This is a genomic window from Bacillus sp. NEAU-Y102 (assembly GCF_054788175.1).
This window is the reverse complement of sequence record NZ_JBTWFK010000009.1, coordinates 175199-200660: the sequence shown is the minus strand read 5'-3', so window position 1 is coordinate 200660 and position 25462 is coordinate 175199. Positions and strand designations below refer to the sequence as shown.

Here is a 25462-nt window from a genome sequence, read left to right as displayed (position 1 = left end):
GCGTTTACCGGCATCCAGCTACTGAATTTAGAGGCGGGAAACTTACTGTTCACAATTAGCCGGATAAAATGAATACTAATTTCTTTTAACGTCACTAAAATATCACTTGCTAACATATTGTAATGAATGTATAGTATCATGTTGTACATTCATTATGACAAGAGAAAGGATCTTATTAAGGGTATGAAACTTGGTGCTCGCATTTTAAAAACGGGTATTGCCATCACGTTAGCTTTATTTGCTTGTATTTTACTTCAATTACCGAGTCCGGTATTTGCGGGAATTTCAGCTATCTTTGCTGTTCAACCGTCTGTATACCGTTCTTATTTAACCGCACTTGAACAAATTCAAGCAAATGTAATCGGTGCGATATTTGCTATCGCATTTGCTACTGCTTTTGGACATAATCCTTTTATTATTGGATTAACATGTATATTAGTAATTGCTCTTACACTGCAATTACGATTAGAAAACACAATATCAATTGCTTTAGTAACAGTTATCGCCATTATGGAGTATCAAGGCGAAGACTTCTTTAGTTTTGCCTTACTTCGATTTGCGACAATTATGATTGGTATTATTGCGGCTTCACTTGTAAATTTAGTATTTATGCCGCCGAAATATGAAACAAAACTTTATCATCGTATCGTTGATAATACAGAAGAAATTGTAAAATGGATTCGAATGAATAGCAGGCAGGCTTCTGATTTTACAACGCTAAAAACTGATATTGATCGTATGAAAGAAAAAATGATCAAACTAAATCATTACTATTTGCTGTATAAAGAAGAAAGAAGCTACACGAAAAAAGTAAAGTTCGCAAAAATTCGTAAGCTCGTTTTATTCAGACAAATGTTAGCGACAACAAGCCGTGCTTTAAGTACGTTAAAATCATTACACCGTACTGAAAATGAACTACGCTACATGCCGGAAGAATTTCAGGAATCTATCCAAAACGAACTTGATTCATTAACGCATTATCATGAACAAGTTTTATTAAAATTCATTGGTAAAGCAAAAAAACAACAATCAGTTGAAATGCTTGATGAAGTTGAAACAGGTAAACAAGAATTAATTGATATCTTTATGGAATATCAAAACAAGGACGATGAAGAAGCATATAAAACATGGTTACATCTCTTCCCTCTTATTTCTTCCATCATTAACTATAGTGAAGAAGTAGAGCATTTAGATTTACTTGTAGATAGCTTCTACACATACCATAAACCAGAAAAAGAACTCCAAATCGATGATAAAAAAGAAGACGAATAAAAAAGCAGCTCCTTTTATGCTAAAGGAGCTGTTTCTGTTATATGTTGAAGTTGATATAAATTATAATAAAATCCTCTTTTTCGCATTAACTCTTCATGAGAACCGGTTTCTTTAATCTGACCGTCTTCAATGTAAATGATCGTATCAACATGCGTAATTGTCGCTAATCGATGTGCAATTATAATCGTTGTCCGGTCAGCAGCTAACGTCTGAAGCGCCTCTTGAATATACCTTTCATTTTCTAAATCTAAAGCCGAAGTTGCTTCATCCAATATAAGTACCGACGGATTCTTTAGAAATACGCGTGCAATTGCCACGCGTTGCCTTTGCCCACCCGATAGCTTCACACCACGTTCTCCAACGACAGTATTATAACCATCTGGTAAATCTATAATAAAATCATGAATTTGCGCAGCTTTGGCAGCTGCAATCACTTCTTTCTCTGTAGCTTTCGGATTTCCATATAAAATATTAGCTTCAATTGTATCGCTAAACAATAAATTATCTTGCAGTACAATTCCAATATTACTACGTAAATTTCTCATATTATACTTCCTTACATCTATGCCATCTACATAAACCGTGCCTTCAGAAACATCATAGAAACGCGGGATCAAACTAGCAAGAGATGACTTCCCTCCTCCACTCGCTCCTACAAGCGCTACTTTCTCTCCAGACTGCATAGTTAATGACAAGTTGTGCAATATCTCTTTTTCATCTGCATTATAACGAAAAGAAACATTATCAAATACAATTTCTCCATTTAATTTTTCCGTTTGTATCGCATTTGGCACATTAACAATATCGTATTTTTCATCTAACAGTTCAAACACACGATCCATCGATGCAAAAGATTGTGTCAATGTTGTAGATGAATTAACAAGGCGGCGAAGCGGACTATATAAACTATCCATATATCCAACAAAGGCTACCATCGTCCCTAGCGTTAACTGCCCCTGAATTACTTCATATGCTGCAAAACCAATCACAAGTAACGGACCTAAATCGGTTAACGTATTTACTGCCGAAAATGTTCTCGCCGTCCAACTTGTATGGTTTAATGCTTTCGTTAAAAATTCATTATTTCTTTTTTCAAACTGCTTCCCCTCATACTCTTCTAACGCAAAGCTACGTGTCACTTGCATTCCTTGAATACGTTCATGCAAATACCCTTGCATCGTCGCTAACGCTTGTGAACGCTCTTTCGTCAATTTCCGAAGACGTCCGAAAAAATATTTCACTGCTATTACATAAATAGGTAAAATCAATAACGCAACAAATGTTAATTTTATATTCATAGAAAACATAACAATGATAGCGATAGCAATTGTTGCAGTATCTAACCAGACGTTCATCAAACCTGTAATTACAAAATCTTTCGTTTGTTCTACATCATGGATGACCCGTGAAATAATCTCCCCTGTTTTCGTATTCGAATAATAACGTAAGCTTAACTTTTGTAAGTGACCGAAAATATGCTTCCGCAAATCATACAGTATTGTATTTGCGATACGTTGCGCGAAATATTGACGATAATATTCAATCGGTGGTCTTAATACCGCAAAAATAAAAAAAGCAATTCCAATCGCTGTTATTAATTGAGATGTTTTATCTTGAAGTGAACCCGCCCCTTGAATTACATCATCGATAATATACTTTAATAACCACGGCATAATAAGTGGAATACCGAACTTAACTAGTCCAATAATAATTGTAATAGCAATAAGCCATCGATATGGTTTAACAAATTGTAAATATCTTTTTATGCCCTGCACATAATCCCCCCTCTAATAGGACAAACCTGCCGGGAAATTCCCTGCAGGTTTGTTTTAATTTCTGTACATTAAATATCGTTCATACCACATATCTACGAAATCTGGTGCGAATGGACCTTTTCTTTGATGAATCCACTGTGTTAAATGTGCTACATTTCGTTTTAAAATTGTATCTATAACAGGTGGATACTGCATAATTTGACTATGTTTTTCATACTCATCTTCATCTAGAAGCGTATATGTCATATCTGGATACACTTTAATATCTAAATCATAATCAATATACTTTAATGCTTCAGAATCATACGCAAAAGGTGAGCTTAAATTGCAATAATAATATACGCCATCCTCCCTAAGCATCCCAATCACATTAAACCAATAGTTAGCATGAAAATAACAAATTGCTGGTTCGCGCGTAATCCATGTTCGACCATCTGATTCTGTAACTACTGTACGATCATTCGCTCCGATCACAAGACTCTGTGTCCCTTTTAAAATTGTTGTTTCTTCCCACATTCTATGAATGGAGCCATTATGTTTATAACTATGTATTTGTACTTTTTCTCCTTCTTTGGGAAATCCCATATATGCTCCCTTCTTTCAACTGCAAATGCCCTTTGAACGGCATTCACTTTTTTTCTATTATAACTTTTTTGTCAAAATTTTAAAACTAAAGGGATAAGACTCTATTTTCCACACTGAATATGCAGGAGGTTTATCGTTGAATACAATAATCCCCAATCTTCTCAGGAAACAAGGATTGTATTGTATTATTTATAAAGTGAAACTTTAATCAGCCCTCACCAATCGGGCTTTTACGGGCAGCCCGCCCCCCACCTAACTTCTTTGCTTTCGCTGAATTTTGAGGTGGGGGTCTTACTGCCCGGCAAATAGCGGGATAAACGAGGACATGTAATAAAAAAAGCCCTTCTCTATTTGAAGGACTTTTCACCTGAGACAATGATATATCTTATCCTAAATTTGAAATCATTTTTTCAGTTGCAAAAGATTGGATTACACTATTTGTTTGTTCTTCAAATTTCTCATGTAACATCTTCAACGCTACTTCTGTTCTATATATTTCCTGACGGATAAAATGCAGTTCCTTTTTATCGCACATATCTTTTTCATTCATTTCAATTTGTTGATACTTCTCTAGATGTGCTTGTAACTTTAACAACTCATCCATCGTTTCTAATTGCTCCCCTACCAACTTATCAAAATCGTTCATTACTTACCCCCTTTGGACTTATTCATCAGTTATTATTCCTAATTACATATTTCTAATTGTTAACTTCCTTTTCCTTTGACTACATTTGTTGACTTATTAGAAGTTATGTCGTTCATTTTCTTTTCATTACAAAGATCCACACACAAAGAAAACACTTCTCTCGAATTGGAGAAGTGTTTTTCTTTCATTACTCGTTTGAACTAGAAGATTGTGATTGTTTTGCAGCTGACTTAGCATTTTGTTTTTTCACAGCATGCACGTCTGTTTCAGTTGCAAATTCTGTACCATAGCTAGCGTTTGCACTTTGTGCACCAGAAGCTTGTGCTTTCTTTGCTTCTGATTGTGCGTTTGCTTGTTTTACTGCTTGTACATTTGTTTCAGTCGCAAACTCTGTACCATAACTAGCATTTGTACTTTGAATGCTAGCACCAGAAGTTGCCTTGTTATAACCTTGTTGTTTTTTACTCATCTTTCTCACCTCCACAACCAATAATGTAACCAATTCACTTAGAGGCTATCCGTAATTTTATTTTGAATAATTTCCGCATATATCTTTTGTTACTTATTCAAACTATAAGAAATGGAGGTGGAAATATGTATATAGGACGCGATATGACTGAACTAACAATGGTTTCAAAACATGAATGGAAAGAAGATGAATTAGCTTATTTTCATCACTCACTACAACAGATTCTGCCTTATTTAAATGCAGAAGGTCAAAGTATTTACAAAGAAATTGTAGTAGAAATTGAATCAAGAGGCGGCTTACAAGAAGGTGAAGCTAGTTGGACTCATGGGACAAAAATTTCTTACGACTAAAAAAGTGTTCCCTAGATTGGGAACACTTTTTTATTTATTGTATTGTAATTTTCTCCACGCAATTTTCGTAAATAGTACGATGCGATTTCGAAAAAGGTAATTGCTCAAATGCTTCTTTCGATACAAATTTCAATGTATCTGTATCAACAATATTGCCAGTTACCTTTCCATAAAATACAAATATATCCCAAGTACGATGTGTAAACGTATGTTGTACATTCATTGCATATTCATCAATAGAAACCGCGAGTTCAAATTTTTCTTTCATATAATCTATAAGCTGTTCCTTCTGATTTCGAATACCTTCTCCAAGTTCAGCATTAGGAAACTCCCACATATTAGCTAACAAACCTGTACTTGGACGTTTATTAATAACGTAACGACCGTCTTCAGTTTGAAGTACTCCTGCAACAATAGGTACCATTTTAGGAGCTTTCGCTTTACTTTTTACTGGTAATTCTTTTTGAACACCTTCAGCATATCCTCTGCAATGCTCACGTACAGGACAAAGTAAGCACGATGGATTTTTAGGAATACAAATCAGTGCACCTAATTCCATCAATCCCTGATTAAAATAAGATGGGTTTTCTACTGAAATAATTTCACGCACAATCTCTTCAAAAACTTTTCGAGTCTTCGGTTTTGCAATATCATCCCATACTGATAAAATGCGAGATAATACACGCATAACATTTCCATCAACTGCCGGCTCTGGTATACCATATGCAATACTTAAAATAGCACCTTTTGTATATGGTCCGACTCCTTTTAACTTTTCAATTTTCTTTACATCACTTGGTACAACCCCGCCGTATACTTCTTTTACCTCTTTTACTGCCGCATGTAAATTACGTGCTCTAGAATAATATCCTAAACCTTCCCATGCTTTTAATACTTCTTCATCATCTGCGTTCGCTAACGCTTCAAGTGTAGGAAACTTCCCCATAAAATTTGCGTAATATGGTTTTACGGCTTCTACTCTTGTTTGCTGTAACATAATCTCAGAAACCCAAACGCGGTATGGATCTTTATTTTTTCTCCATGGTAAGTCGCGCTGCTCCTCTTCAAACCAACCAATTAAATCATTTTGAAACTGCTCTATATTAAATTTTTTTAGTATTTCAAGTGTCAAACTTGATCCCCCTCATTTTTTTGCATATAAGTACTATTATAAAGATTTTAGGAAAAAATTTAAGTAAGATGACATAGGAAATTGAAGGCAAAGGACTTGAGGTATCGAATAAAAAGAGTTACATTAATAAAAAACGGAGGTGGATTTTTATGGACACAGCCACTCACCTTGTTATGGGTATCACTTTAGGTAGCTTAGCAACATTAGATCCAGCCATAGCACAAAGTGATATTGGCCCACAAGCTGTTATGCTTGCTACAATTGCTGGTTCCAACATTCCTGACATTGACACAGTTTTAAAATTGCGTAATAACGCTAAATATATAAGAAATCATCGCGGAGTTACTCATTCCATTCCCGCGGTAATTCTTTGGTCATTTCTTATAAGTGGCATCTCTTTCGCCTTCTTTTCAGACGCTCCATATCTTCATCTACTACTTTGGTCATTTATTGCAGTCTTCCTTCACGTCTTTGTCGATATTTTTAACGCCTATGGTACACAAGCATTACGGCCTTTCACAAAAAAATGGGTCGCACTCGGCGTGATTAATACATTTGATACCGTAATTTTCTTTATCCATATACTTGCAATTGCTTGCATGCTCGTCGGTTCTCATAAAGGATACACAGCCTTAGCAGCATATATATTAATGATTATTTACTATATCGGACGGGTTATGATGCACCGAAATATAAGAAGCGTTGTACACAAACGTTTCAAAAATGTCGAAAAGATTATCATTTCTCCTTCTTACCGGTTTTATCATTATCATTTAGCAGTCGTTACAGCTGATTATTACTACGTTGCGAGATGGCACCGTGGTAACATCATGATATATGACAAATTCGATCGGGTACCGTTCCCAGAAAATGATATTATGCGAGCAGCTAAACAAGATGAAAACATCTCGGCCTTCCTATCTTTCTCTCCTGTATATCGCTGGGATATTTTTGATCATGATCATTATTATGAAGTACGATTCATTGATTTACGGTATCGCAGTAAAGATTATTATCCATTTGTCGCGATTGTTCAGCTCGACCATAATTTAAATATTATTAGTTCCTATACAGGATGGATTTTTAGTGAAGAAAAACTTCGAAAAAAGCTGGAATTACTTCCACATTAAAAAAAGCGACTTAAGTCGCTTTTTTTAATGTTTCAAATGATCTTCTTGATTAATTAAATGGCTATACTTCGGATTATTTGTACGCATTTCATGAAGGCGTACACCATGATTATTAATCCATGATCGTACCACTTGCTCAGTCATTTCCTCACCTTGATAACGCCCTGATTTTGCATAAGTTGTTTGAAAATCTTCCCAAAGTAATTCAACCCACGCACGTGCTTGTCCGTAAGAAAGCTTGTCATTCTTATCTAATAATTCTTTCGTTAATGCTTCATAAATATCATTCATGTTCTAATCTCCTTTTCCCTATTTATCCCTTCATTTCTAAAGGATAGTTTCTTCTGTTTTGCACATTCTATAAGTGATACTTCTTAAAGAGGTATCAACTGATGATGAGGAGGGCGTTCGCAATGGGTAAACAAGCCGAATTTTGGTCTGAGTCAAAAAACAACAGCAAAATCGACGGTCAGCCGAAAGCGAAATCACGCTTCGCTTCGAAGCGACCTAACGGCACAATTAACACGCACCCACAAGAACGTATGCGTGCTGCAAATCAGCAGGAAGAGTAATACAGTTACAACCTAAAAAATTAACTTCCTACACGAGGTGATAAAGATGAGCTACCGTGATCGTTTAGATAGTCGTTCTGAATTATTTAACCATACGTGGACTCGTCCGAAACATGCGAAAGCGCAAGTTAACGGACAGACGCAGCAAACCCAGTCTCTCATTATATTGGCCAACGAATGTAAAAAACGCCAATTTTAGAATCTCCTATCTCCTTTAACGCCTACCAAAGATGAAAACCAGAGAGATATTTGCTCTCTGGTTTTTATTTTTCTTGCAATAAGGAAATTGGTATTCCAATCTCTTCATTATCATTTTGTTTATAACCCCAAGCGAATACCCCATTGAAGTAAGTAATTTTAAATAATATACCAGGTTCTTCTATTAATTCATATGTTTCACCAATATGGAATTTGTTTATATCAGTCATATAAGCGCGAGCCATTGCCATCTTTCTCATTAATACATCGAACTCATTTACAATTCCAAGCTGTTCAGCCTTTATTGCTTGCTCCTTCAAATCCCCAATTTCTTCTCTAAGCTCATGTGGTGTCATTTCACTGTAGCGTTTTGGCATATTCATCTCATTATTCCCCTCATCCCTCTTCACGTTTCATTTGTAAAAATATCTCTATCTCATCAATAGAGAATCCTTTTCGATATAACGCTTGTTTCATCTTGTTTTCAAATGTCCATCCATCATACTTCTTATATTTCTCATAATACTTATTCCCATGATAGTGTAACGCTTCTTGTTGCTTTTCGTCATCTCTTTCGTCTTTCAATTCTTCCAAACAAATTTGAATTACTTCTCTAGAATACCCTTTTCGAACAAGCATCTCATCCAACTTTAGCTTCATTTGTAAAAAAGAATGCTTTTGATAAGATTTTTTTTTCTTTTCTATGAGAAACAAGGCATTCTCAATTTGCTTTTCCTTCGGATATTCTTGTAAACTATGCATAATAATTAAATCCTGAACACCTTTATTTAACAACTCTCTTTTAATAACAGTTGGACCTTTTCGATTCACATTACTTTGCGTTCGCGTATATAAAACCGCGTACTCTTTATCATTAATATATCGGTCATGTAATAATTTCGAAACGACTTCAGAGATGATGGCCTGTCCCACTTCTTTTTTTCGTAAAAAATCTTCTATTTCTTGTTTTGTTCTCATTTGATAGGATAAATAGGAGATTGCTTGTAAATATGCTTTTTGTACCTCTTCATTGTACAAAATATTTCCTAACTCTATTTCATCAATTTCTAAGCCTTTTTGTAATCCATGTTTCATTAAGATTACTTGATCCACACTAAACCCGTACTCTTCACCTTGGCCTTTATCAATATAAATATTAAATCGTTCTTTCGATCGCTTTTGTACTTCTATTTTTGTAATGACAGCCATACTCTCACCTCCCTATTATTTTAACATAGTCGAGGAACATTTTTTCTTTTCAAGAATATATATAATGAGGAGGAAATGATTATGAAAATCGCAATTTCTGGTGGCACTGGTTTTATTGGTAAATACCTCTCTACTTTTTTTATTCAAAAAGGATATATGGTCTACATTCTTACTCGAAAGAAAACTACTAGAACCTCAAACCATAACCTTCAATACGTACACTGGACACCAGATTTATCTACCTTTCCACTCTCCTCTATCGATGTAGTCATTAATCTAGCTGGAGAATCTATCAATAGTAGATGGACAAAAAAACAAAAAGAAACAATATTAAACAGTAGAATTCAAACAACAAAAGGACTTATTCAACAACTACAAGTAATGGAAACAAAACCACATACATTTATTAATGCAAGTGCTATTGGATACTACGGAACATCTGAAATAGAGTCTTTTACTGAGCAACAAGAAACTCCCGGAAATGATTTTTTAGCAGAAACAGTATTTTTATGGGAGCAAGAAGCAGCTAAAGCATGTTCTCTCGGAATAAGAACAATTTACACAAGATTTGGCGTTGTATTAGGTGCAGATGGCGGAGCCTTGCCAAAGATGTTACTTCCCTATCAATTCTATATCGGCGGCACCATTGGTTCTGGGAAGCAATGGTTATCATGGATTCATATAGACGATGTCGTTCGTATGATGGATTTCATCATACACAAAAAAGAAATTGATGGCCCTCTTAATATGACAGCACCAACACCTATAAGAATGAAGGAATTTGGAAAAACCATCGCTGCCGCAACGAGAAAACCACATTGGCTGCCTGTCCCTTCATTTATGCTTCACGCCTTATTAGGTGAGATGAGCATACTTGTACTAGAAGGGCAACATGTATTACCTAGTAAAGCAATTAAACATGGATACCAATACACATTTCCGGCAATAGACCATGCATTACAAAATATACTTTCGCATACAATGTAGTACTTCTAAAACAAAATTTTACATGGGCCCTTTTAAAACTTTCATTTTCTAGGATCCGAAGCATTACCATACAAATAACCTTTCAGTTACTTTCCCTTAACTTCCATTAGCATTATAAAGTAACAGAAATGAGGTACCTATGAAAATATTGCTCAAACAAGCCATTGTATACCCTATTACATCTCCAAAGTTTCAAGGCGATGTACTCGTTACAGAAGAGCGAATTACCGAGGTCAAACCTTTTATTCAACCTACTCAAGATATGACCGTTATAGATGCACGGGCACTCCATCTCTTACCTGGCTTTATTGATGTCCATACTCACCTTGGTCTCTATGATGAAGGTACTGGTTGGGCTGGAAATGATGCCAATGAAACATCTGAAGTTTCAACACCACATATTCGTTCTTTAGATGGTATCCACCCTTTCGATATTGCCTTTCAAGACGCTGTGCAAAATGGAATTACAACCGTTCACGTTATGCCTGGTAGTCAAAATATTATCGGGGGTACTACTTGTGTAATAAAAACAGCTGGAACTTGTATTGATCATATGATTATTCAAGAACCTGCTGGTTTAAAGATTGCCTTTGGAGAAAATCCTAAAAAGGTCCATAGTAATGGAACGAAAGAATCCATAACACGTATGGGGATTATGGGGTTACTACGGGAATCATTCTATGAAGCACAACACTACGGGCACGAAGCTGATTTTCGAATGCTTCCTATTTTAAAAGCATTACGTCGTGAAATACCCGTACGTATCCACGCTCACCGAGCAGATGATATTAGTTCTGCGCTACGCTTTGCAACGGAATTCAACCTCGATCTACGTATTGAACATTGTACAGAAGGACACTTTCTTGTTGAAGAGCTTTCGAAACACAATTTGAAGGTTTCAGTTGGTCCCACTCTGACACGCCGTTCTAAAATCGAACTAAAAAACAAGACATGGGATACTTACCATATATTATCCAAAAATGGTGTGGAAGTTTCTATAACGACAGACCATCCTTATACACCCATTCAATATTTAAATATTTGTGCTGCTGTTGCAGTAAGAGAAGGGTTAGATGAGAAAACAGCACTAGAAGGAATCACCATATTCCCAGCGCGAAATTTGCGTTTAGAGGATAGAATTGGAAGTATCGAGGTTGGAAAAGACGCCGATCTCGTGTTATGGACTCATCATCCTTTTCATTATTTAGCCAAGCCTGTACTAACTATGATTGATGGAAAAATAATTTACAAAAAAAATAAAAAAAACTAGTTTATTTTTTTGACTAGATAAAGTATTATACGATTATAAACTGAATGAAACCATAATCAATTTGTGTCGTGATTATCATTTTCAAATTGATGAATGGGGAAGGCAAATGGTGCGCCACCAGCGTTAGAAACTGGTTCTAGTGGGTTCGATTCCCACCCCGAAATTTTTTAAAGATTGATATAAAAATTTCGAGGGTGGGGTGTTTTTTCGTCATGCTACCCTCGTGTGAGGAGGAGTTAGTATGTTGAAAAAACGCGACTTACACGACAGCCACGTTCTATACGAGTTAATGGTGGATCCAGCTGTCTTCCCTTTTGTGCGTCAAAAGGCTTATTCTTATGAAGAATATTTATTCTTAACGAAACAAACAATTGAAGCTGAAGAGCGTGGTGAATTAATTTCACGCACAATTTTAGATGAATGGGGTAACCCCATCGGAACAATTACTTTATTTGATGTGCAAGAAAAAGCTGGGTTTCTCGGGACATGGCTCGGCAAACCATATCATGGAAAAGGCTATAATAAATTAGCAAAAGATTCATTTTTTAGTGAACTTTTCTATGAATTAGATATTGAAACAATCTTCATGCGTATTCGTAAAATAAATATTCGTTCTATTAAAGCTGCAGAAAAACTGCAATATGTAAATCTAGCAAACGAAACAAGAAAAGCCGTATATGATGAAATTAACGCAAACGAAGAAGTATATAACTTATATGAAATTCCAAAAGATCAATACACACTTGCTACAATGCGAGATACAACCTTCCAAGATGCTCATCAATTAAAAGAAGCATAATCTAAATTTTCTGAAATGATAATCAATCATTAACATTTTCCATATGCGTATATCCCCTCATGTCTTTGGAAACGATAAATAGTAACTTTAAGACACGAGGTGATTTGTAATGGATAAAAAGAAACGTGATAAAGCAAAAAATACATTATCTAGTACACAAGAAGTTCTCTATCAACGAGAATTTCAAAAAGCAGATCGTGCAGCAGGATATCGCTCGAAAAGCATTTAAAGTGAAAATGAATAATTAGAAGTTTCCCCCCTAATTATTCATTTTCATTACATAATTTTCTCGACTGATAGAAGTAAGCAAAAAGGACCCTTATACATAAGGGTCCTTTTTGCTGTGGACAACTTTATCCACAAAACCAACGAAATTGTTAGTAATTTTCAAAAACATTTAATATTTTTCTATATTAAAGTATATATCAGCTGTTTTAATTGTGGATATTTTTCTAAAAATTGTGGACAATGTGGATATAGTTGTTAATATTCCGACTTTACTGTTTAATGAAAGCGCAATCCTTTTGTGGATAACTAGCTGAATTTTCTTTGAAAATAATAAAGAACCCTCTTTACATATACAAAGAGGGTTTCATATTAAGTAAAAGATTGTGCAAGAGCAGGTGATTTAATAGGTATATGCCGCGGTTCTGCATGATTTTCTGCCAAAATTGCATCTACAATATGACCAGCTGGCTCTGGAAGATAGATGCTTTTCATTGCTTCTTTCATTTGAAGAAGCTTCACATCATCTTGTAATAATGCCTCTGTTTTTGCAAAAACCTCACTATCATCGCGAATGACAACTGCTGCTCCTTTTTTTTCAAAGTACATCGCATTTTCATTTTCTTGTCCTGGAACAGGTTTATATAAAATGACAGGTACTTGCAACGCTGCTGCTTCACTTAATGTTATTCCGCCTGGCTTCGTAATCATACACGAAGTAACTCGGAATAATTCATCAATATTTTCAACATACCCAAACACTTTTAATGCATCGGAATTTTGATTCTGTAAACTTAATAAATCCTGTTTTAAAGCTTCATTTTTCCCACAAACGACAACTACTTGTAAATTAGGCACTGACATAAATGATTGGCATAGTTCTTTTACATTTCCTAATACCCCATGAGCACCTGCTACAATTAGTAAAATCTTTTTATTCTTACATAACTGATATTTATTATATATGATGTCTGGATTTACCTTTAACTCAAAACTACTCCGAATTGGAATTCCTGTTTCAACAATTTGTTCCGCAGGTACACCGATATCAACCATCAATTCTTTCACGTGATCCGTTGCAACAAAATAACGATCTACTTCTCGATGAATCCATATTTTGTGCACGCAAAAATCAGTTAATACGTTATAGACAGGAATTGAAATCCCTGTTTGTTTCTTCAATTCTGGTACAGCGATAATTGGAAATGTATTAATTACAATATCTGGTTTCTCCACCTGTAACAGTGTTTTCAAACGTTTTCTTCCAAAGTTCGCATACCAAGATGCTATTTTCTTATCATAAATTTTTTCTACCCCGTAATAAAACAAACGATATAATTCTTTTCCTATTGTATAACTTTTTAAATATAGATATTTTGTAATGTCAGTTATAAATGGATGTGATTCTCCAAACAAGTCGCATACAATAACATCTTCAATTCCTTTTTGGCGAAATGTTTGTTCTAATGTTTTTGCTACTTGCACATGACCATTACCGTAATGTGCAGTTAATATTAAAACCTTGGGGTTTTTTATCAAACAAATCCACTCCTAGCTTTTTGTTTCTCCATATTGCATATACGACAATAGGAAAAACATTTTCCTTAAAAATTACATAAACAGATTCTAATAATTCCCTTTTCAGCTATGTACCTGTCGTGGATATGCAAAGCATATAAGATTGACCCCTTAATCCTATCTGTGCTCATATCTTTACATTATACTTTCCTATAAGAGCTTTCGCAATAACTTACAAATGTTCTCTATTCCATGATACTCACTCTTTTACTTCTTAATTCTTTTTACTATTTTGATTTCCCTTTACAATTATGTAAATTTCTCCACTTATTCCGTACAAAATTATGGATATTCTACTTTCAGTATACTCTTTTATCAATATATACTCTAGATTTTATTGTAAAGAAAGCAAAAAGCCTAATCCAATATTTGGATTAGACCGCTTGTAAAATATGTTTAGCATGTTCTACATTTTTCTCAGTAGGTGGTTCTACATTTGCGAGTGGATACTTATGTCCAAGCGCCTCCCATTTATATACACCAAGCTTGTGATATGGTAACACTTCAACTTTTTGAACATTAGACAGACTTTGAATAAAGCTAGATAGTTTTTGTAGATCCTCTTCATTATCCGTAACACCAGGAACTAATACGTGTCGTACCCAAATCGGTTTATCCTTATTCGATAAATAACGAGCGAATTGTAAAATATGTTCATTTGGTTTCCCTGTTAATTTACGATGCTTTTTGGAATCGATATGTTTCAAATCCAATAAAACTAAATCTGTATAATCCATTAAAATATCTAGCTTACTTTGGAATTCTGGTTCCTCAGAATAACAACCACCAGAAGAGTCGATTGTTGTATGGATACCAGCCTCTTTACACTTTTTAAACAACTCAATTAAAAAGTCTAGCTGTAATAATGGCTCTCCACCGCTAACTGTTATACCGCCTCCGGAGGCTTCAATAAATGGAAGGTAACATGTCACATCCTGCATCACTTCTTCAACTGTTATTTCTTTACCTTTACCGATTTCCCAAGTATCAGCATTATGACAATATTGACAACGTAATAAACACCCTTGTGTAAATATGACATAACGAATCCCTGGGCCATCAACAGTACCACAAGACTCTACAGAATGTATTCTTCCTTTTACCATGTTACTTCCTCCTTTATTGAAACAGCCTCCCTTCGCTATATATTAAGAGCGAAGGGACACTTTTTTCATTTACATGCTTTCATGCATTGTACGGTTAATTACATCAATTTGTTGTTCACGAGTTAATTTAATAAAGTTTACAGCGTAACCAGATACGCGAATTGTTAATTGTGGATATTTCTCAGGATGTTCCATTGCATCCATTAATGTTTCACGATTAAATACGTTAATATTTAAGTGATGGCCTTCTTTTACTGCATAGCCATCAAGCATAGATACTAAGTTACGTACTTGTACATCATCTTCTTTACCAAGTGCTTTTGGAATAATAGAGAATGTATTAGAAATACCATCTTGTGCATCTTCATATGGTAATTTAGCTACAGATAATAATGAAGCTAATGCACCTTTTGTATCACGTCCGTGCATTGGATTTGCACCTGGTGCAAATGGTTCTCCAGTACGGCGTCCATCTGGAGTGTTACCAGTTTTCTTACCGTATACAACGTTAGATGTAATAGTTAAAATTGACATTGTATGAACGGAATTACGATATGTTTTATGTTTACGAAGTTTATTCATAAATGTTTTCACGAGATTTACAGCGATTTCATCTACACGATCATCATTGTTACCGTATTTAGGGAAGTCTCCTTCAATTTCGAAGTCCACTGCAATACCGTTTTCATCACGGATTGGTTTTACTTGTGCGTATTTAATTGCACTTAATGAGTCTGCTACTACAGATAGACCCGCGATACCTGTTGCCATTGTACGAAGAACATTCGTATCATGAAGTGCCATTTCAATACGTTCATAGCTATATTTATCATGCATGTAATGGATAACATTTAGTGTGTTTAAATATAGACCCGCTAACCATTCCATTGTCATATCAAACTTATGCATAACTTCTTCGTAATTTAATACTTCAGAAGTAATTGGTGCGTACTCAGGACCAACTTGTGCTTTTGATTTTTCATCTTTACCACCGTTAATCGCATATAATAATGCTTTCGCTAAGTTTGCACGAGCTCCGAAGAACTGCATTTGCTTACCGATTCTCATTGCAGATACACAACAAGCAATTCCGTAATCATCGCCGTAATCAGCACGCATAATGTCATCATTTTCATATTGAATTGCTGATGTTTTGATGGACATTTTCGCACAGTAGTTTTTAAAGTTCTCTGGTAATTGTTTAGACCAAAGAACTGTTAAATTCGGTTCTGGAGCTGGTCCTAAATTATCTAATGTATGCAAGAAACGGAATGAGTTCTTTGTTACTAATGGACGACCATCTAATGCAATACCACCGATAGATTCAGTTACCCAAGTTGGGTCACCAGAGAATAATTCATTATAATCAGGTGTTCTTGCGAATTTCACAAGACGTAATTTCATAATGAAGTGATCTACAATTTCTTGTACTTCTTCTTCTGTTAAAGTACCATTTGCTAAATCTCTTTCAATGTAAATATCTAAGAATGTAGAAGTACGTCCAAGACTCATTGCAGCTCCGTTTTGCTCTTTAATCGCCGCAAGATATGCGAAGTATAACCATTGGAACGCTTCTTGTGCATTTGTTGCTGGTTTAGAAATATCGAAACCATGAGAAGCAGCCATTTGTTTTAGTTCTTGAAGTGCACGCATTTGCTCAGATAATTCTTCGCGTAAACGCATTGTATCTTCGCTCATTACACCACCAGTTAAATTCAAATCAGCTTTTTTCGCTTCAATTAAATGATCAATACCATATAATGCTACGCGTCGATAGTCACCGATAATGCGTCCACGACCGTATGCATCTGGAAGACCAGTAATAACGCCTGATTTACGTGCATTTCTCATTTCTGGTGTATAGGCATCGAATACACCTTGGTTATGAGTTTTTCTCCAATCTCTAAAAATACGACTAAGTTCTTTGTCCATTTCGTATCCATAAGATTCACAAGCTTGCTCCGCCATACGAATACCACCATATGGTTGTAAAGAACGTTTAAATGGTTTATCAGTTTGGAAACCGACTACCTTTTCAATATCTTTATTTAAGTATCCTGGGTCATGTGATGTAATAGAAGAAACAATTTTTGTATCCATATCAAGAACGCCACCGTTTTCACGTTCTTTTGTTGTTAAATCCATTACTTGATCCCAAAGTTGTTTCGTTGCTTCAGTTGCTTCTGCTAAGAAAGATTCGTCTCCTTCGAAAACGTTTACATTATTTAAAATGAAATCGCGAACATCAATCTCTGCTTTCCATTTTTCACCTTTAAAGTTTTCCCATGCGTTTTTAACATTTTCTAATACTTGAGTCATCCTAATCTCCTCCATTTTTGATTAGTACAGGACTAAGATTTTTTATATAACAGCTTACACACTTAGAATACTACTTTTTTAAGAAAGTGAACGAAATAGTTGTGACATGTTTGTGAAAAGTTGAGCAAACCACTATATATATAGTGGTAACTTCATTTAAAAGTCTTTAAAATTAACCCTTTCCTTAATTGTATTTTTTTGGTATTCTTATATACGAGTCCTATTTTGTAATATAAGAACAATACCCATTGTAGAGCTGTAATACTCTTATCTCCTAATCTGTTATAGTTTTTATAACAGAACAAAAAAGTGTACACATGTTGTACACTTTTTTGTTACTTCTATAAAACATCTCTTTTTCTATTGCCATCATAGAATCCGCCACGATTGTCTGTTAATGCAATTATTTGCTCTAGTCCCTCTATATGATCACCTATAATTCGAAGTACAGCTGGAGGATGACCTATTTTTGCAAAATGTTCACTGGGACGAATACGGTTCATCTTATCAACCTCAACACGATATACACACGCAATTTCAAATCCAGAAAGAAGAGCCTTCACTTGTGCTACACAAGGTGACAATAAAGATTTATACCCAATTGCTTTCAAACACTTGTGGCTAAATGCATTAGGTACCGCAATAAGTGATCCTACCCCTAAATCCTTTCTATCACAAGCTAAATTTAGTGCATACTTAAACGCAGTTACAAGATGAAGTGGTACTCTTAGATCTAAATAATGATTTAAATCATTTAATGCGACGTCCTTTCCATCTGCAATAGCTTTTGCAAAAGGATATAGCTCCCTAGCTGGAATAACAAAATCACCATCTATAAATAACACAATTTCTCCTTTTGCAAAATAAGTTCCAAGTGAACGCCCTACATCGTTTCCAAGGGCTTCTTTATATACAATTGTCGTTGCGCCCTTGTCTTTTGCAATCGTTGCTGTTTTATCTGACGAACCATTTACGACGACGATGATTTCAAAAGGTTCAATTTTACGAAGCTCTTCTATAACGTTTCCAATTGTTTTCTCTTCATCTTGTACAGGAATAACAACCGATAGTTGCTTTCCTTTATACAAATTGGATGTAACGCCCCATCCTTGATAAAAATCTTCGAAATTTAAAGTATGATAGACGCTATTCCTTTTCCTATTTCCATCATAATATCCCCCGCGTGTATCACTGCTTACTATCCGTTCCGCAACAGCTTCTATATGATCACCTATCATTCTTCTTTCAGATTGAGAAAGGCTCGTGCCATATGCAGCATGTTCAACCGGTCGAAATTTATTCGGCGTAATAACATCAATAGCACAATGACGGCTAATTCTCCATTTACTTTGTGCTATACGTAAATGAGCTACAATAGGATTAACTAAACATTCGTATCCAATACTCTGGACGACTTCTTTCGTCAACGCATGAGGTACAGATAATAAAGAATCTATTTTTAATTCTTCACGCTCTAACATTGCATTTAATATTTGACGCCACACTGTAACAGAATGGGGTTTTTGTTTCTTTAAAAACAATGCGTCCAAATTATTTAAAACGATGTCAGTCTGATCATGTAAAATCGGATTAAGAAACAATTGTAATTTTGAAGTTGGAATAGCAAAGTCCCCATCTATAAATAGTAATACATCACCTATCGCATATTTTGCGCCAACTGCACGTCCAACATCGTTTCCTAATAGTTCTGTATGCCTGATTACTTTACATCCTAACCGATTAGCAACCTCTTCTGTACCATCATTACAACCATTTGCTATTACAATAATCTCTACTGGATTTAACGGTTTTACCGATTGAATAACGTCTGAAATTGTATCCACTTCATTACTTGCAGGAATAATAACTGATAGCGACTTAGCCATTGTTTTCTTCATGAAACCACTTAATAGTTTCTTTCAATCCTTGTTCCCACGTTACTGTCGCTTGAAATTGAACAAGCTCTCTTAACTTCGTTACGTTCGGCCTTCTATTTGGAATTTCTTCAAAGCCATGTGGATATACTTCCTCAAAAGGAACTTGTATAATTTTTGAAGAAGATTTCGTTAGTTTTTTAATTGTTTCTGCTACTTCTTTTATACTCTTTTCGTTCTCGGAACCTATATTAATAATCTCACCATTTACCTTCTCATCCATTGCTCGAATCGTTGCCTCTACCGCATCACTTACATACGTAAAGCAACGTGTCTGCTTTCCATCTCCATATACGAGAATATCTTCTCCTTGCAGGGCCGCACTGATAAATCGCGGGATTACCCCTGCATACGGACCATCTTTCGCTCTTGGACCATAAATATTAAAATAACGAACAATTGTTACCGGTAAACCTTCTAATGCGTAGCCTAAACATAATGTTTCTTCTAATGTTTTACACACTGCATAACTCCAACGTATTTTAGAAGTTGCCCCGTACAATCGGTCCCCTTCTTCTGAGAAAGGCGGTTTGCCCTTGCCATATACTTCGGAAGTAGATGCAAAAACTACTTTCTTCTTTCCTTTTAATGCTGCTTGTAAAATGTTTCTCGTTCCATCAAAATTCGTTTCAATGAGCTCTATACTTTTTTCCATTGTCGTTTTAACACCTAAAATTGCTGCTAAATGAAACACTACATCATGTTGATTTACTAACTCATAAATAGAATTTTTGTCTAAAACACTTATTGGAATAACCCGCATCTCTCTCATTAGCTCATTATGATACTTATTTTTCCCTTTATAGAAGTTATCCACAATCGTGACTTCATAACCCCTTCTCACCAACTCTTCAGCTAAATGAGATCCAATAAATCCGGCCCCACCTGTAATTAAACATTTCTTACTCATACACTCACCTTCTTTATAATTCCCCTTGTATCTATTACTCGGTTCATTCCTTTAAAAAGCTTCCAATCGATATTAGAATGATCAGTTAAAATTAAAATACAACCTGCCTCTTTAACTGTTTGTTCATCCAAGGCAACGGATTGATACACCTTATCTCCAATTTCTGCAGAAGAAATATATGAATCATGGTATTTTATCTTGTATCCTTCTTTTATTAGTAATTGAATAATTGGCAAAGCCGGTGATTCCCTCAAATCATTTACATCTTTCTTATACGCGATTCCTACAATTAAAACTAGTCCGGGTGATTGCACCATGCCCTTTACTTTCCGGACAATTTTCTCTGGCATTTCTTCATTAATTACATGTGCCGCCTCAATTAATTGACTAATTGCCCCATTCTTTTTTATTCTCCATTGAAAATATAAAGGATCTACGGGAATACAGTGCCCCCCTATCCCTGGTCCTGGCCAATACGGAGTAAATCCAAACGGTTTTGTAGATGCCGCTTCAATAACCTCATAAAAATCAATCCCTAAACTTTCACATAGTGTGTTTAACTCATTTACTAAAGAAATGTTAACTAAGCGCTGAATATTTTCAAATAGCTTACACATCTCTGCTACTTTCGGAGAGCTAACAGGTACAACTACGTCAAAAATGCTACTATATAAATCCTGTACTTTTTGTTTGCACTTTTCTGTTTGTCCACTAATAACTTTTGGAATAGCTTGAACTGAATATTGACTATTTGCTGGATCAATTCTCTCAGGAGAATATCCAATATAGAAATCTTCTCCTACCTTTTTGCCGGCTTGAGAAATAATAGGAATAATAACTTCCTCAAGTGTGCCTGGGTATGTGGAACTTTCAAAAATGAAGGTTTGTCCTTTTTGGAGATTTTGTTGTATATAATGCGAAGCTGAAATGAGGGCACTTAAATCTGGTTCTCTTCGTTCATTAATTGGAGTTGGAACAGTAACAATAACATAATCACTATTTTGGAAATCAGTAATACCTTTATCTGGTGTATTTACTATTAATTTATTTTTAGTCAATAAACTTTGTAACACTTTAGAAGAAACATCTGGAATATAACTTTCTCCTTTTATAATCGATTCTATTTTTCTAGTATCTTTATCTAATCCTAGTACGGTATATCCTCTTTCTGCAAAATGGACTGCTAAAGGAAGACCAACATACCCTAATCCAATAATAGCTACTTTACTACTAGCATTCATCTGTATTCTTTTCTTCCTTTCTCAATTGTTGAATAATGTCTCTATCGCGATCTCCATCCGTAAAACTCCCACGTTCGTCTGTATATTGTAATAGATAAGCAATCGCCTCAAGTTGATCACCGAAAATACGGTCAAATGCCGGAATACGTCCATTTACAAACCCATGTTGCTCCGGGCGTACCCGATTGGTTTTTATAACATCTACAAATTCTACTGCTGTAATAGAAAAAACCTCCAAAATAGCTTTCATTTGGGCTAATGGCGGAATAACAAGCGAGTCATATCCTATTTTCTCTATTACCCTTTTATGCATAGCATGTGGTACTGCCGTTAATGAGTTATTCCATAAATCCGGTCTTTTCGCTACTAAATTCACAAAATATTTCCCCATACTAATTGGATCTGCAGGATGAAACATATCTAATAAGCATTGTAAATCATTTAAAACCACGTCACTTCCATCTTCAACAGCTTGCAAAAATGGAGTGAGTTTTTTTGCTGGAATAACAAAATCACCATCAACGAATAAACAAATATCTGCCGTAGCATGCATGGCACCTATCGCTCGTGCTACATTATGTCCAAGCGCCTTCGTAAATTCAACAACAATAACATTTTCTAGCTTTGCGTGTTTAACAGTCTCAAAATCTGCGCCATTCGCGACAACAATAATTTCATCTACCCCTGCTTTTTTCACTTCTTGTATAACAGATCTTATCGTCATTTTTTCTTCTGACACTGGTATAATCGCACTATATTTCGCTTTTTCCTTCTTTAATACAACGGGTTTATAGTTCCCTATAAACTCTCTATCCCTGTTTCCCTCCGAAAAACCGCCGCGTTTACCATATGTTTCGATTACGTATTGTAAAGCACGTAAATGATCACCCATAATACGGCTAGTCGCTTTCGGATAAGGAGAACCAGGTGATGTTCCCGTATGCACAGGACGAACCTTATTTGTGTGAATTACATCGACCGAAGCCGTATCAACAATATCTACTCCTCTAGACATCGCCATCGCTTGAAATAGTGCTGGATCTGCTAAATTCCACCACCCAAGTTTCTCGATAACTTTCCTGTTCATCGCATGTGGAATTGCGATTAAAGATCCAACAACAAGCTCCTTTTTATTCAAATAACGATTCAACATGAACTTTCCAACTGTCGTATAATGTGGTCTCATCTTTAAATAAACCGACCATGTTAAATTATTCACAACAATTTGATGCCCTTGTTGAATCCCTTTCACGAAACGTTGTAACTCTTTACTATCAATAACAATATCACCATCTAAAAACAAGACAATTTCACCTTTTGCTTCTCTAGCTCCAATAGCCCGTCCAACATCATTGCCAAGAGAATGTTTATAATAAATCATGTGACAATGATGTTGTAACGCTATTTTTTTCGTCCCATCTGTTGACCCATTATCTACCACGATAATTTCGTAAGGCTCGAGCTTCTCCACTTCTACTAAAACTTGCGATAAAGTACTCGCTTCATTGTGCGCTGGAATAACAACTGATACTCTCATACTTGTATCACGCTTACCCTTCCAATCGAACATAAGCAATAATAGGAGTACGCACAATTACATCTTCCGGTGGTCCATAAGAAGGAGAAGTACGCACAATTATCGCCCCATCTGTCACAGATAAAAGAATGCCTGTAACAATTTCTACAGCTGTCACAACTTGCACTAGCTCACCAACATGGTTACGTAATTCATCAGTAAATAACATATATAACTCTCCTTTCTTACACTTCTTTAATTGATATAATGCTTGTAAATGGTAATAAAACTTCAGTTCCTATTCCTTCTTGCAATGTTAAGAAATCATCACCAACTGCTACAATAACGCCTGTTAATTGTCCAACCGTCACCGTAATTTCTACGTTTTTACCTAAATACTGCTTTGCAATTTCTTTAAAAGGTGATGTATTGCATTCTTTTAAAATATTACAAATAATAGATTGAAATTGGCTTGATTTTATAAATTCTTCCGTAGCTTGCTTAGAGTTTCTTTGAATAAACCTTGCAAAGTTTTGCGAAAATAAAAGTCGTTCCACAGCAGGCAATAATTTGTCATCTAAAAAATAGCCTAATTGTCTATTAAATAATCTTGATAACTTATGCCAATATTTTCCGAACAGACACATACACTTCTCCTCCTATTATTTTTAGATTACAAAATTTTACATCCATACATCTTAATGTATACAAAACAGATATTTTTGTGATAGGTAAGACATACATTTTCTAAAAGAAATATTTGTTTAAGGGCATAAAAAAAACTATCCAAAAGGATAGTTTCTTACACTTCAATATTCCGCAACATTGTATAAATGTCGTTATTCACTTTACCAAACGATTTAATGTTGTTTTGGATGTTAGATAATAAAACGACATACACACTTCCGCTTTTACTAAATCCATTTAAGCAATTCCATCCTGGCATTACACCGTGATTCGAATAACTTCCTGGGTCTACGTACCATCCAAATCCGTAATCTTTTTTTCCGCCTGTAAACATTTGATCATAGCTCTCTTTTGAAATTAACTTTCCAGAGAAGAGTGCTTCGTTAAATAAATATAAATCATGTGCACTCGTATATATATCACCACAACCATATAGTTGTGACATGCTCGGAATATTAGGTGTTGTCATATTGTTATTTACTATTTTATAACCCGTTGATGGGAATCTTGTTTGTTCTAATTCTGTGCCAAAACCAGAATGTTTCATACCCACAGTAGCAAAAATATGTTGTTTAATATATTCTTCGAGCGGCTGTCCACTTACCTTCTCGGCAATGTATGCAAGTATAGAGTAGTTCGAATCGGAATACTTCCACTTCTCTCCTGGACCACCAATACGCTTTTGATTTCCTATTCGCTTTATCAGTTCTTCATGAGAAATATCTTCTTTTCCCTGCTCATATTCTGGAATCCCTGATGTATGTGTTAATAGATGTTTTAGCTGAATACTATTACCTTGTGGAAAATCTGGAATATACTTCGCAACAGTATCTTCTACTTGTAATTTTTTTTGATCTTTCAACTGCATAATAGCGGTTGCTACAAACGCCTTTGAAATAGAACCAATATAAAAAGTCGTCTCTGAATTATTGGGTACTTGCTGCTCTTTATTTGCCATACCGTACCCTTTATTCAGAAGAACTTTTCCGTTCTTCACAATAACAGCTGTCCCGCTAAATCCTGCGTTTTGTAAATACTGGTCCAATTGAGCGTTTTCATTAATTTCTTGAGGTGGTCCTTCAGTAGGCTGTTCCGCAGCTTGCGCTTGCTTCACTTGTTCTTCCTGCTCTTTTTGTTTTTGTTCTTCTTGCTTCTTTTTTTCTTCTTCTTTCTTTTTTAGCTCTTCTTGTTTCTTCATTTCTGCTGCCGCTTTTAAAGTTTCTTCTTTCTTATTATGCTCAACAATTTTTGTATACATGAAATATACAAGTGATAATAGTAAGACGAGAATGATTGTCCTTTTTATGTATACAATCGGCCGATGTGCTTTCCCATTCGCATTATTTTTTTCCTGATCCATAATTGCTTTTTTTCCCCTTACTCACCAATAATTTAATTCCTCTACTAAAGATTTATTTTAGTAGATTATGGATAATCCATTCTATATCATCCCTACTTTATCACGCACTGCAGATATTACCAACCCATATGTACAAAAAAGAAAAAGAAAATTTACAAAAGTAAGATTCCCTTTAAATTATTAAAAAAAAAG

Annotated in this window: 27 protein-coding genes and 1 pseudogene; 9 read left to right on the top strand and 19 right to left on the bottom strand. The window is 35.2% G+C overall.

Going from position 1 to position 25462, the window contains the following annotated elements; all coding sequences use genetic code 11:
• Window positions 1-183 precede the first annotated feature (183 nt).
• Window positions 184-1272: an aromatic acid exporter family protein gene (locus ACYFX0_RS22675; RefSeq protein ID WP_000765787.1), complete on the top strand. Its 1089-nt coding sequence runs from the start codon at window positions 184-186 to the stop codon at window positions 1270-1272.
• Window positions 1273-1286: 14 nt separating this feature from the next.
• Here ACYFX0_RS22675 and ACYFX0_RS22670 read toward each other — a convergent pair whose 3' ends face one another.
• The 4 genes from ACYFX0_RS22670 to ACYFX0_RS22655 form a co-directional block, all read right to left on the bottom strand.
• A complete protein-coding gene (locus ACYFX0_RS22670) occupies window positions 1287-3047 on the bottom strand; it encodes an ABC transporter ATP-binding protein (protein WP_001161591.1) in 1761 nt (586 codons plus the stop codon).
• 54 nt (window positions 3048-3101) lie between these two features.
• On the bottom strand, window positions 3102-3632 hold the full coding sequence (ntdP, locus tag ACYFX0_RS22665) for a nucleoside tri-diphosphate phosphatase (protein WP_000506625.1): 531 nt from the start codon (window positions 3630-3632) through the stop codon (window positions 3102-3104).
• A 385-nt stretch (window positions 3633-4017) separates the two neighbouring features.
• Window positions 4018-4278, bottom strand: coding sequence for a YgaB family protein (locus ACYFX0_RS22660; RefSeq protein ID WP_000997574.1), 261 nt, complete (start codon window positions 4276-4278; stop codon window positions 4018-4020).
• 187 nt (window positions 4279-4465) lie between these two features.
• The gene (locus ACYFX0_RS22655) at window positions 4466-4747 is read right to left on the bottom strand and encodes a gamma-type small acid-soluble spore protein (RefSeq protein ID WP_000039034.1); all 282 of its coding nucleotides are present in this window, start codon (window positions 4745-4747) and stop codon (window positions 4466-4468) included.
• Between the two features lie 125 nt (window positions 4748-4872).
• On the opposite strand from ACYFX0_RS22655, the gene ACYFX0_RS22650 reads away from it, so the two are divergent.
• Window positions 4873-5097 (top strand): hypothetical protein, encoded by a 225-nt coding sequence (locus ACYFX0_RS22650; RefSeq protein ID WP_000275441.1) that lies wholly within the window; start codon window positions 4873-4875, stop codon window positions 5095-5097.
• Window positions 5098-5131: 34 nt separating this feature from the next.
• On the opposite strand, the gene mutY is transcribed toward ACYFX0_RS22650, so the two are convergent.
• Window positions 5132-6229, bottom strand: coding sequence for an A/G-specific adenine glycosylase (mutY, locus tag ACYFX0_RS22645; RefSeq protein WP_000171380.1), 1098 nt, complete (start codon window positions 6227-6229; stop codon window positions 5132-5134).
• Between the two features lie 149 nt (window positions 6230-6378).
• On the opposite strand from mutY, the gene ACYFX0_RS22640 reads away from it, so the two are divergent.
• Window positions 6379-7359: a metal-dependent hydrolase gene (locus ACYFX0_RS22640; RefSeq protein WP_000379114.1), complete on the top strand. Its 981-nt coding sequence runs from the start codon at window positions 6379-6381 to the stop codon at window positions 7357-7359.
• Window positions 7360-7383: 24 nt separating this feature from the next.
• On the opposite strand, the gene ACYFX0_RS22635 is transcribed toward ACYFX0_RS22640, so the two are convergent.
• A complete protein-coding gene (locus ACYFX0_RS22635; protein WP_000998159.1) occupies window positions 7384-7650 on the bottom strand; it encodes a YfhJ family protein in 267 nt (88 codons plus the stop codon).
• Between the two features lie 122 nt (window positions 7651-7772).
• Here ACYFX0_RS22635 and ACYFX0_RS22630 point away from each other — a divergent pair, with 122 nt between their 5' ends.
• Window positions 7773-7931: a small, acid-soluble spore protein K gene (locus ACYFX0_RS22630; protein ID WP_000517891.1), complete on the top strand. Its 159-nt coding sequence runs from the start codon at window positions 7773-7775 to the stop codon at window positions 7929-7931.
• A 46-nt stretch (window positions 7932-7977) separates the two neighbouring features.
• Complete coding sequence (locus ACYFX0_RS22625; protein ID WP_000122093.1) at window positions 7978-8130, top strand: YpzG family protein; 153 nt, start codon at window positions 7978-7980, stop codon at window positions 8128-8130.
• Between the two features lie 64 nt (window positions 8131-8194).
• Here the strand turns inward: ACYFX0_RS22625 and ACYFX0_RS22620 are convergent, their stop codons facing one another.
• Window positions 8195-8512, bottom strand: coding sequence for a YfhH family protein (locus ACYFX0_RS22620; protein ID WP_001057028.1), 318 nt, complete (start codon window positions 8510-8512; stop codon window positions 8195-8197).
• A 13-nt stretch (window positions 8513-8525) separates the two neighbouring features.
• Window positions 8526-9338 (bottom strand): recombination regulator RecX, encoded by an 813-nt coding sequence (gene recX / locus ACYFX0_RS22615; protein ID WP_000268512.1) that lies wholly within the window; start codon window positions 9336-9338, stop codon window positions 8526-8528.
• 81 nt (window positions 9339-9419) lie between these two features.
• Here recX and ACYFX0_RS22610 point away from each other — a divergent pair, with 81 nt between their 5' ends.
• The 4 genes from ACYFX0_RS22610 to ACYFX0_RS22595 all read left to right on the top strand — a co-directional run bounded on the left by ACYFX0_RS22610 (window position 9420) and on the right by ACYFX0_RS22595 (window position 12623).
• Window positions 9420-10325 (top strand): TIGR01777 family oxidoreductase, encoded by a 906-nt coding sequence (locus tag ACYFX0_RS22610; protein ID WP_000684386.1) that lies wholly within the window; start codon window positions 9420-9422, stop codon window positions 10323-10325.
• A gap of 139 nt (window positions 10326-10464) precedes the next feature.
• Window positions 10465-11595, top strand: a complete 1131-nt coding sequence (locus ACYFX0_RS22605) for an amidohydrolase (RefSeq protein ID WP_000698293.1) — start codon at window positions 10465-10467, stop codon at window positions 11593-11595.
• 241 nt (window positions 11596-11836) lie between these two features.
• Window positions 11837-12394 (top strand): GNAT family N-acetyltransferase, encoded by a 558-nt coding sequence (locus tag ACYFX0_RS22600; RefSeq protein WP_000914737.1) that lies wholly within the window; start codon window positions 11837-11839, stop codon window positions 12392-12394.
• Window positions 12395-12503: 109 nt separating this feature from the next.
• Window positions 12504-12623 (top strand): YfhE family protein, encoded by a 120-nt coding sequence (locus ACYFX0_RS22595; RefSeq protein ID WP_000358482.1) that lies wholly within the window; start codon window positions 12504-12506, stop codon window positions 12621-12623.
• A 368-nt stretch (window positions 12624-12991) separates the two neighbouring features.
• Here ACYFX0_RS22595 and ACYFX0_RS22590 read toward each other — a convergent pair whose 3' ends face one another.
• From ACYFX0_RS22590 to ACYFX0_RS22540, 11 genes and pseudogenes are all read right to left on the bottom strand, one after another.
• On the bottom strand, window positions 12992-14158 hold the full coding sequence (locus ACYFX0_RS22590) for a diglucosyl diacylglycerol synthase (RefSeq protein ID WP_000594686.1): 1167 nt from the start codon (window positions 14156-14158) through the stop codon (window positions 12992-12994).
• A 413-nt stretch (window positions 14159-14571) separates the two neighbouring features.
• Window positions 14572-15303: a pyruvate formate-lyase-activating protein gene (gene pflA / locus ACYFX0_RS22585; protein WP_000238468.1), complete on the bottom strand. Its 732-nt coding sequence runs from the start codon at window positions 15301-15303 to the stop codon at window positions 14572-14574.
• Between the two features lie 69 nt (window positions 15304-15372).
• On the bottom strand, window positions 15373-17622 hold the full coding sequence (gene pflB / locus ACYFX0_RS22580) for a formate C-acetyltransferase (protein WP_000195467.1): 2250 nt from the start codon (window positions 17620-17622) through the stop codon (window positions 15373-15375).
• A gap of 152 nt (window positions 17623-17774) precedes the next feature.
• A pseudogene (locus tag ACYFX0_RS22575) lies at window positions 17775-17995 on the bottom strand (hypothetical protein).
• A complete protein-coding gene (locus ACYFX0_RS22570) occupies window positions 17964-19508 on the bottom strand; it encodes a glycosyltransferase family 2 protein (RefSeq protein ID WP_012614731.1) in 1545 nt (514 codons plus the stop codon). The pseudogene ACYFX0_RS22575 and the gene ACYFX0_RS22570 overlap by 32 nt, the downstream one beginning before the upstream one ends.
• Window positions 19501-20466, bottom strand: a complete 966-nt coding sequence (locus ACYFX0_RS22565; RefSeq protein ID WP_000037052.1) for an NAD-dependent epimerase/dehydratase family protein — start codon at window positions 20464-20466, stop codon at window positions 19501-19503. The genes ACYFX0_RS22570 and ACYFX0_RS22565 overlap by 8 nt, the downstream gene beginning before the upstream one ends.
• On the bottom strand, window positions 20463-21707 hold the full coding sequence (locus ACYFX0_RS22560; RefSeq protein WP_000994266.1) for a nucleotide sugar dehydrogenase: 1245 nt from the start codon (window positions 21705-21707) through the stop codon (window positions 20463-20465). Before ACYFX0_RS22560 ends, ACYFX0_RS22565 begins: the two co-directional genes overlap by 4 nt.
• The gene (locus ACYFX0_RS22555) at window positions 21697-23244 is read right to left on the bottom strand and encodes a glycosyltransferase family 2 protein (protein WP_012614730.1); all 1548 of its coding nucleotides are present in this window, start codon (window positions 23242-23244) and stop codon (window positions 21697-21699) included. The genes ACYFX0_RS22560 and ACYFX0_RS22555 overlap by 11 nt, the downstream gene beginning before the upstream one ends.
• Window positions 23245-23257: 13 nt before the next feature.
• Window positions 23258-23452 carry an LSm family protein gene (locus ACYFX0_RS22550; protein WP_000899475.1) on the bottom strand — a complete coding sequence of 65 codons (195 nt, stop codon included), beginning with the start codon at window positions 23450-23452 and terminating at the stop codon, window positions 23258-23260.
• 16 nt (window positions 23453-23468) lie between these two features.
• Complete coding sequence (locus tag ACYFX0_RS22545; RefSeq protein ID WP_000335512.1) at window positions 23469-23870, bottom strand: LSm family protein; 402 nt, start codon at window positions 23868-23870, stop codon at window positions 23469-23471.
• A gap of 155 nt (window positions 23871-24025) precedes the next feature.
• Window positions 24026-25270 (bottom strand): serine hydrolase domain-containing protein, encoded by a 1245-nt coding sequence (locus tag ACYFX0_RS22540; protein ID WP_000371815.1) that lies wholly within the window; start codon window positions 25268-25270, stop codon window positions 24026-24028.
• Window positions 25271-25462 lie beyond the last annotated feature (192 nt).

Coding starts and splice junctions, on each gene's coding strand:
- ACYFX0_RS22660 (WP_000997574.1), bottom strand. CDS start 4,278: ATGAACGATTTTGATAAGTTGGTAGGGGAGCAATTAGAAACGATGGAT.
- ACYFX0_RS22610 (WP_000684386.1), top strand. CDS start 9,420: ATGAAAATCGCAATTTCTGGTGGCACTGGTTTTATTGGTAAATACCTC.
- pflA (WP_000238468.1), bottom strand. CDS start 15,303: ATGGTAAAAGGAAGAATACATTCTGTAGAGTCTTGTGGTACTGTTGAT.
- ACYFX0_RS22625 (WP_000122093.1), top strand. CDS start 7,978: ATGAGCTACCGTGATCGTTTAGATAGTCGTTCTGAATTATTTAACCAT.
- ACYFX0_RS22600 (WP_000914737.1), top strand. CDS start 11,837: ATGTTGAAAAAACGCGACTTACACGACAGCCACGTTCTATACGAGTTA.
- ACYFX0_RS22550 (WP_000899475.1), bottom strand. CDS start 23,452: ATGTTATTTACTGATGAATTACGTAACCATGTTGGTGAGCTAGTGCAA.
- ACYFX0_RS22605 (WP_000698293.1), top strand. CDS start 10,465: ATGAAAATATTGCTCAAACAAGCCATTGTATACCCTATTACATCTCCA.
- ACYFX0_RS22540 (WP_000371815.1), bottom strand. CDS start 25,270: ATGGATCAGGAAAAAAATAATGCGAATGGGAAAGCACATCGGCCGATT.
- ACYFX0_RS22650 (WP_000275441.1), top strand. CDS start 4,873: ATGTATATAGGACGCGATATGACTGAACTAACAATGGTTTCAAAACAT.
- ACYFX0_RS22635 (WP_000998159.1), bottom strand. CDS start 7,650: ATGAATGATATTTATGAAGCATTAACGAAAGAATTATTAGATAAGAAT.
- pflB (WP_000195467.1), bottom strand. CDS start 17,622: ATGACTCAAGTATTAGAAAATGTTAAAAACGCATGGGAAAACTTTAAA.
- ACYFX0_RS22545 (WP_000335512.1), bottom strand. CDS start 23,870: ATGTGTCTGTTCGGAAAATATTGGCATAAGTTATCAAGATTATTTAAT.
- ntdP (WP_000506625.1), bottom strand. CDS start 3,632: ATGGGATTTCCCAAAGAAGGAGAAAAAGTACAAATACATAGTTATAAA.
- ACYFX0_RS22555 (WP_012614730.1), bottom strand. CDS start 23,244: ATGAGAGTATCAGTTGTTATTCCAGCGCACAATGAAGCGAGTACTTTA.
- ACYFX0_RS22595 (WP_000358482.1), top strand. CDS start 12,504: ATGGATAAAAAGAAACGTGATAAAGCAAAAAATACATTATCTAGTACA.
- ACYFX0_RS22655 (WP_000039034.1), bottom strand. CDS start 4,747: ATGAGTAAAAAACAACAAGGTTATAACAAGGCAACTTCTGGTGCTAGC.
- ACYFX0_RS22630 (WP_000517891.1), top strand. CDS start 7,773: ATGGGTAAACAAGCCGAATTTTGGTCTGAGTCAAAAAACAACAGCAAA.
- ACYFX0_RS22620 (WP_001057028.1), bottom strand. CDS start 8,512: ATGAATATGCCAAAACGCTACAGTGAAATGACACCACATGAGCTTAGA.
- ACYFX0_RS22570 (WP_012614731.1), bottom strand. CDS start 19,508: ATGGCTAAGTCGCTATCAGTTATTATTCCTGCAAGTAATGAAGTGGAT.
- ACYFX0_RS22565 (WP_000037052.1), bottom strand. CDS start 20,466: ATGAGTAAGAAATGTTTAATTACAGGTGGGGCCGGATTTATTGGATCT.
- ACYFX0_RS22560 (WP_000994266.1), bottom strand. CDS start 21,707: ATGAATGCTAGTAGTAAAGTAGCTATTATTGGATTAGGGTATGTTGGT.
- ACYFX0_RS22675 (WP_000765787.1), top strand. CDS start 184: ATGAAACTTGGTGCTCGCATTTTAAAAACGGGTATTGCCATCACGTTA.
- ACYFX0_RS22640 (WP_000379114.1), top strand. CDS start 6,379: ATGGACACAGCCACTCACCTTGTTATGGGTATCACTTTAGGTAGCTTA.
- recX (WP_000268512.1), bottom strand. CDS start 9,338: ATGGCTGTCATTACAAAAATAGAAGTACAAAAGCGATCGAAAGAACGA.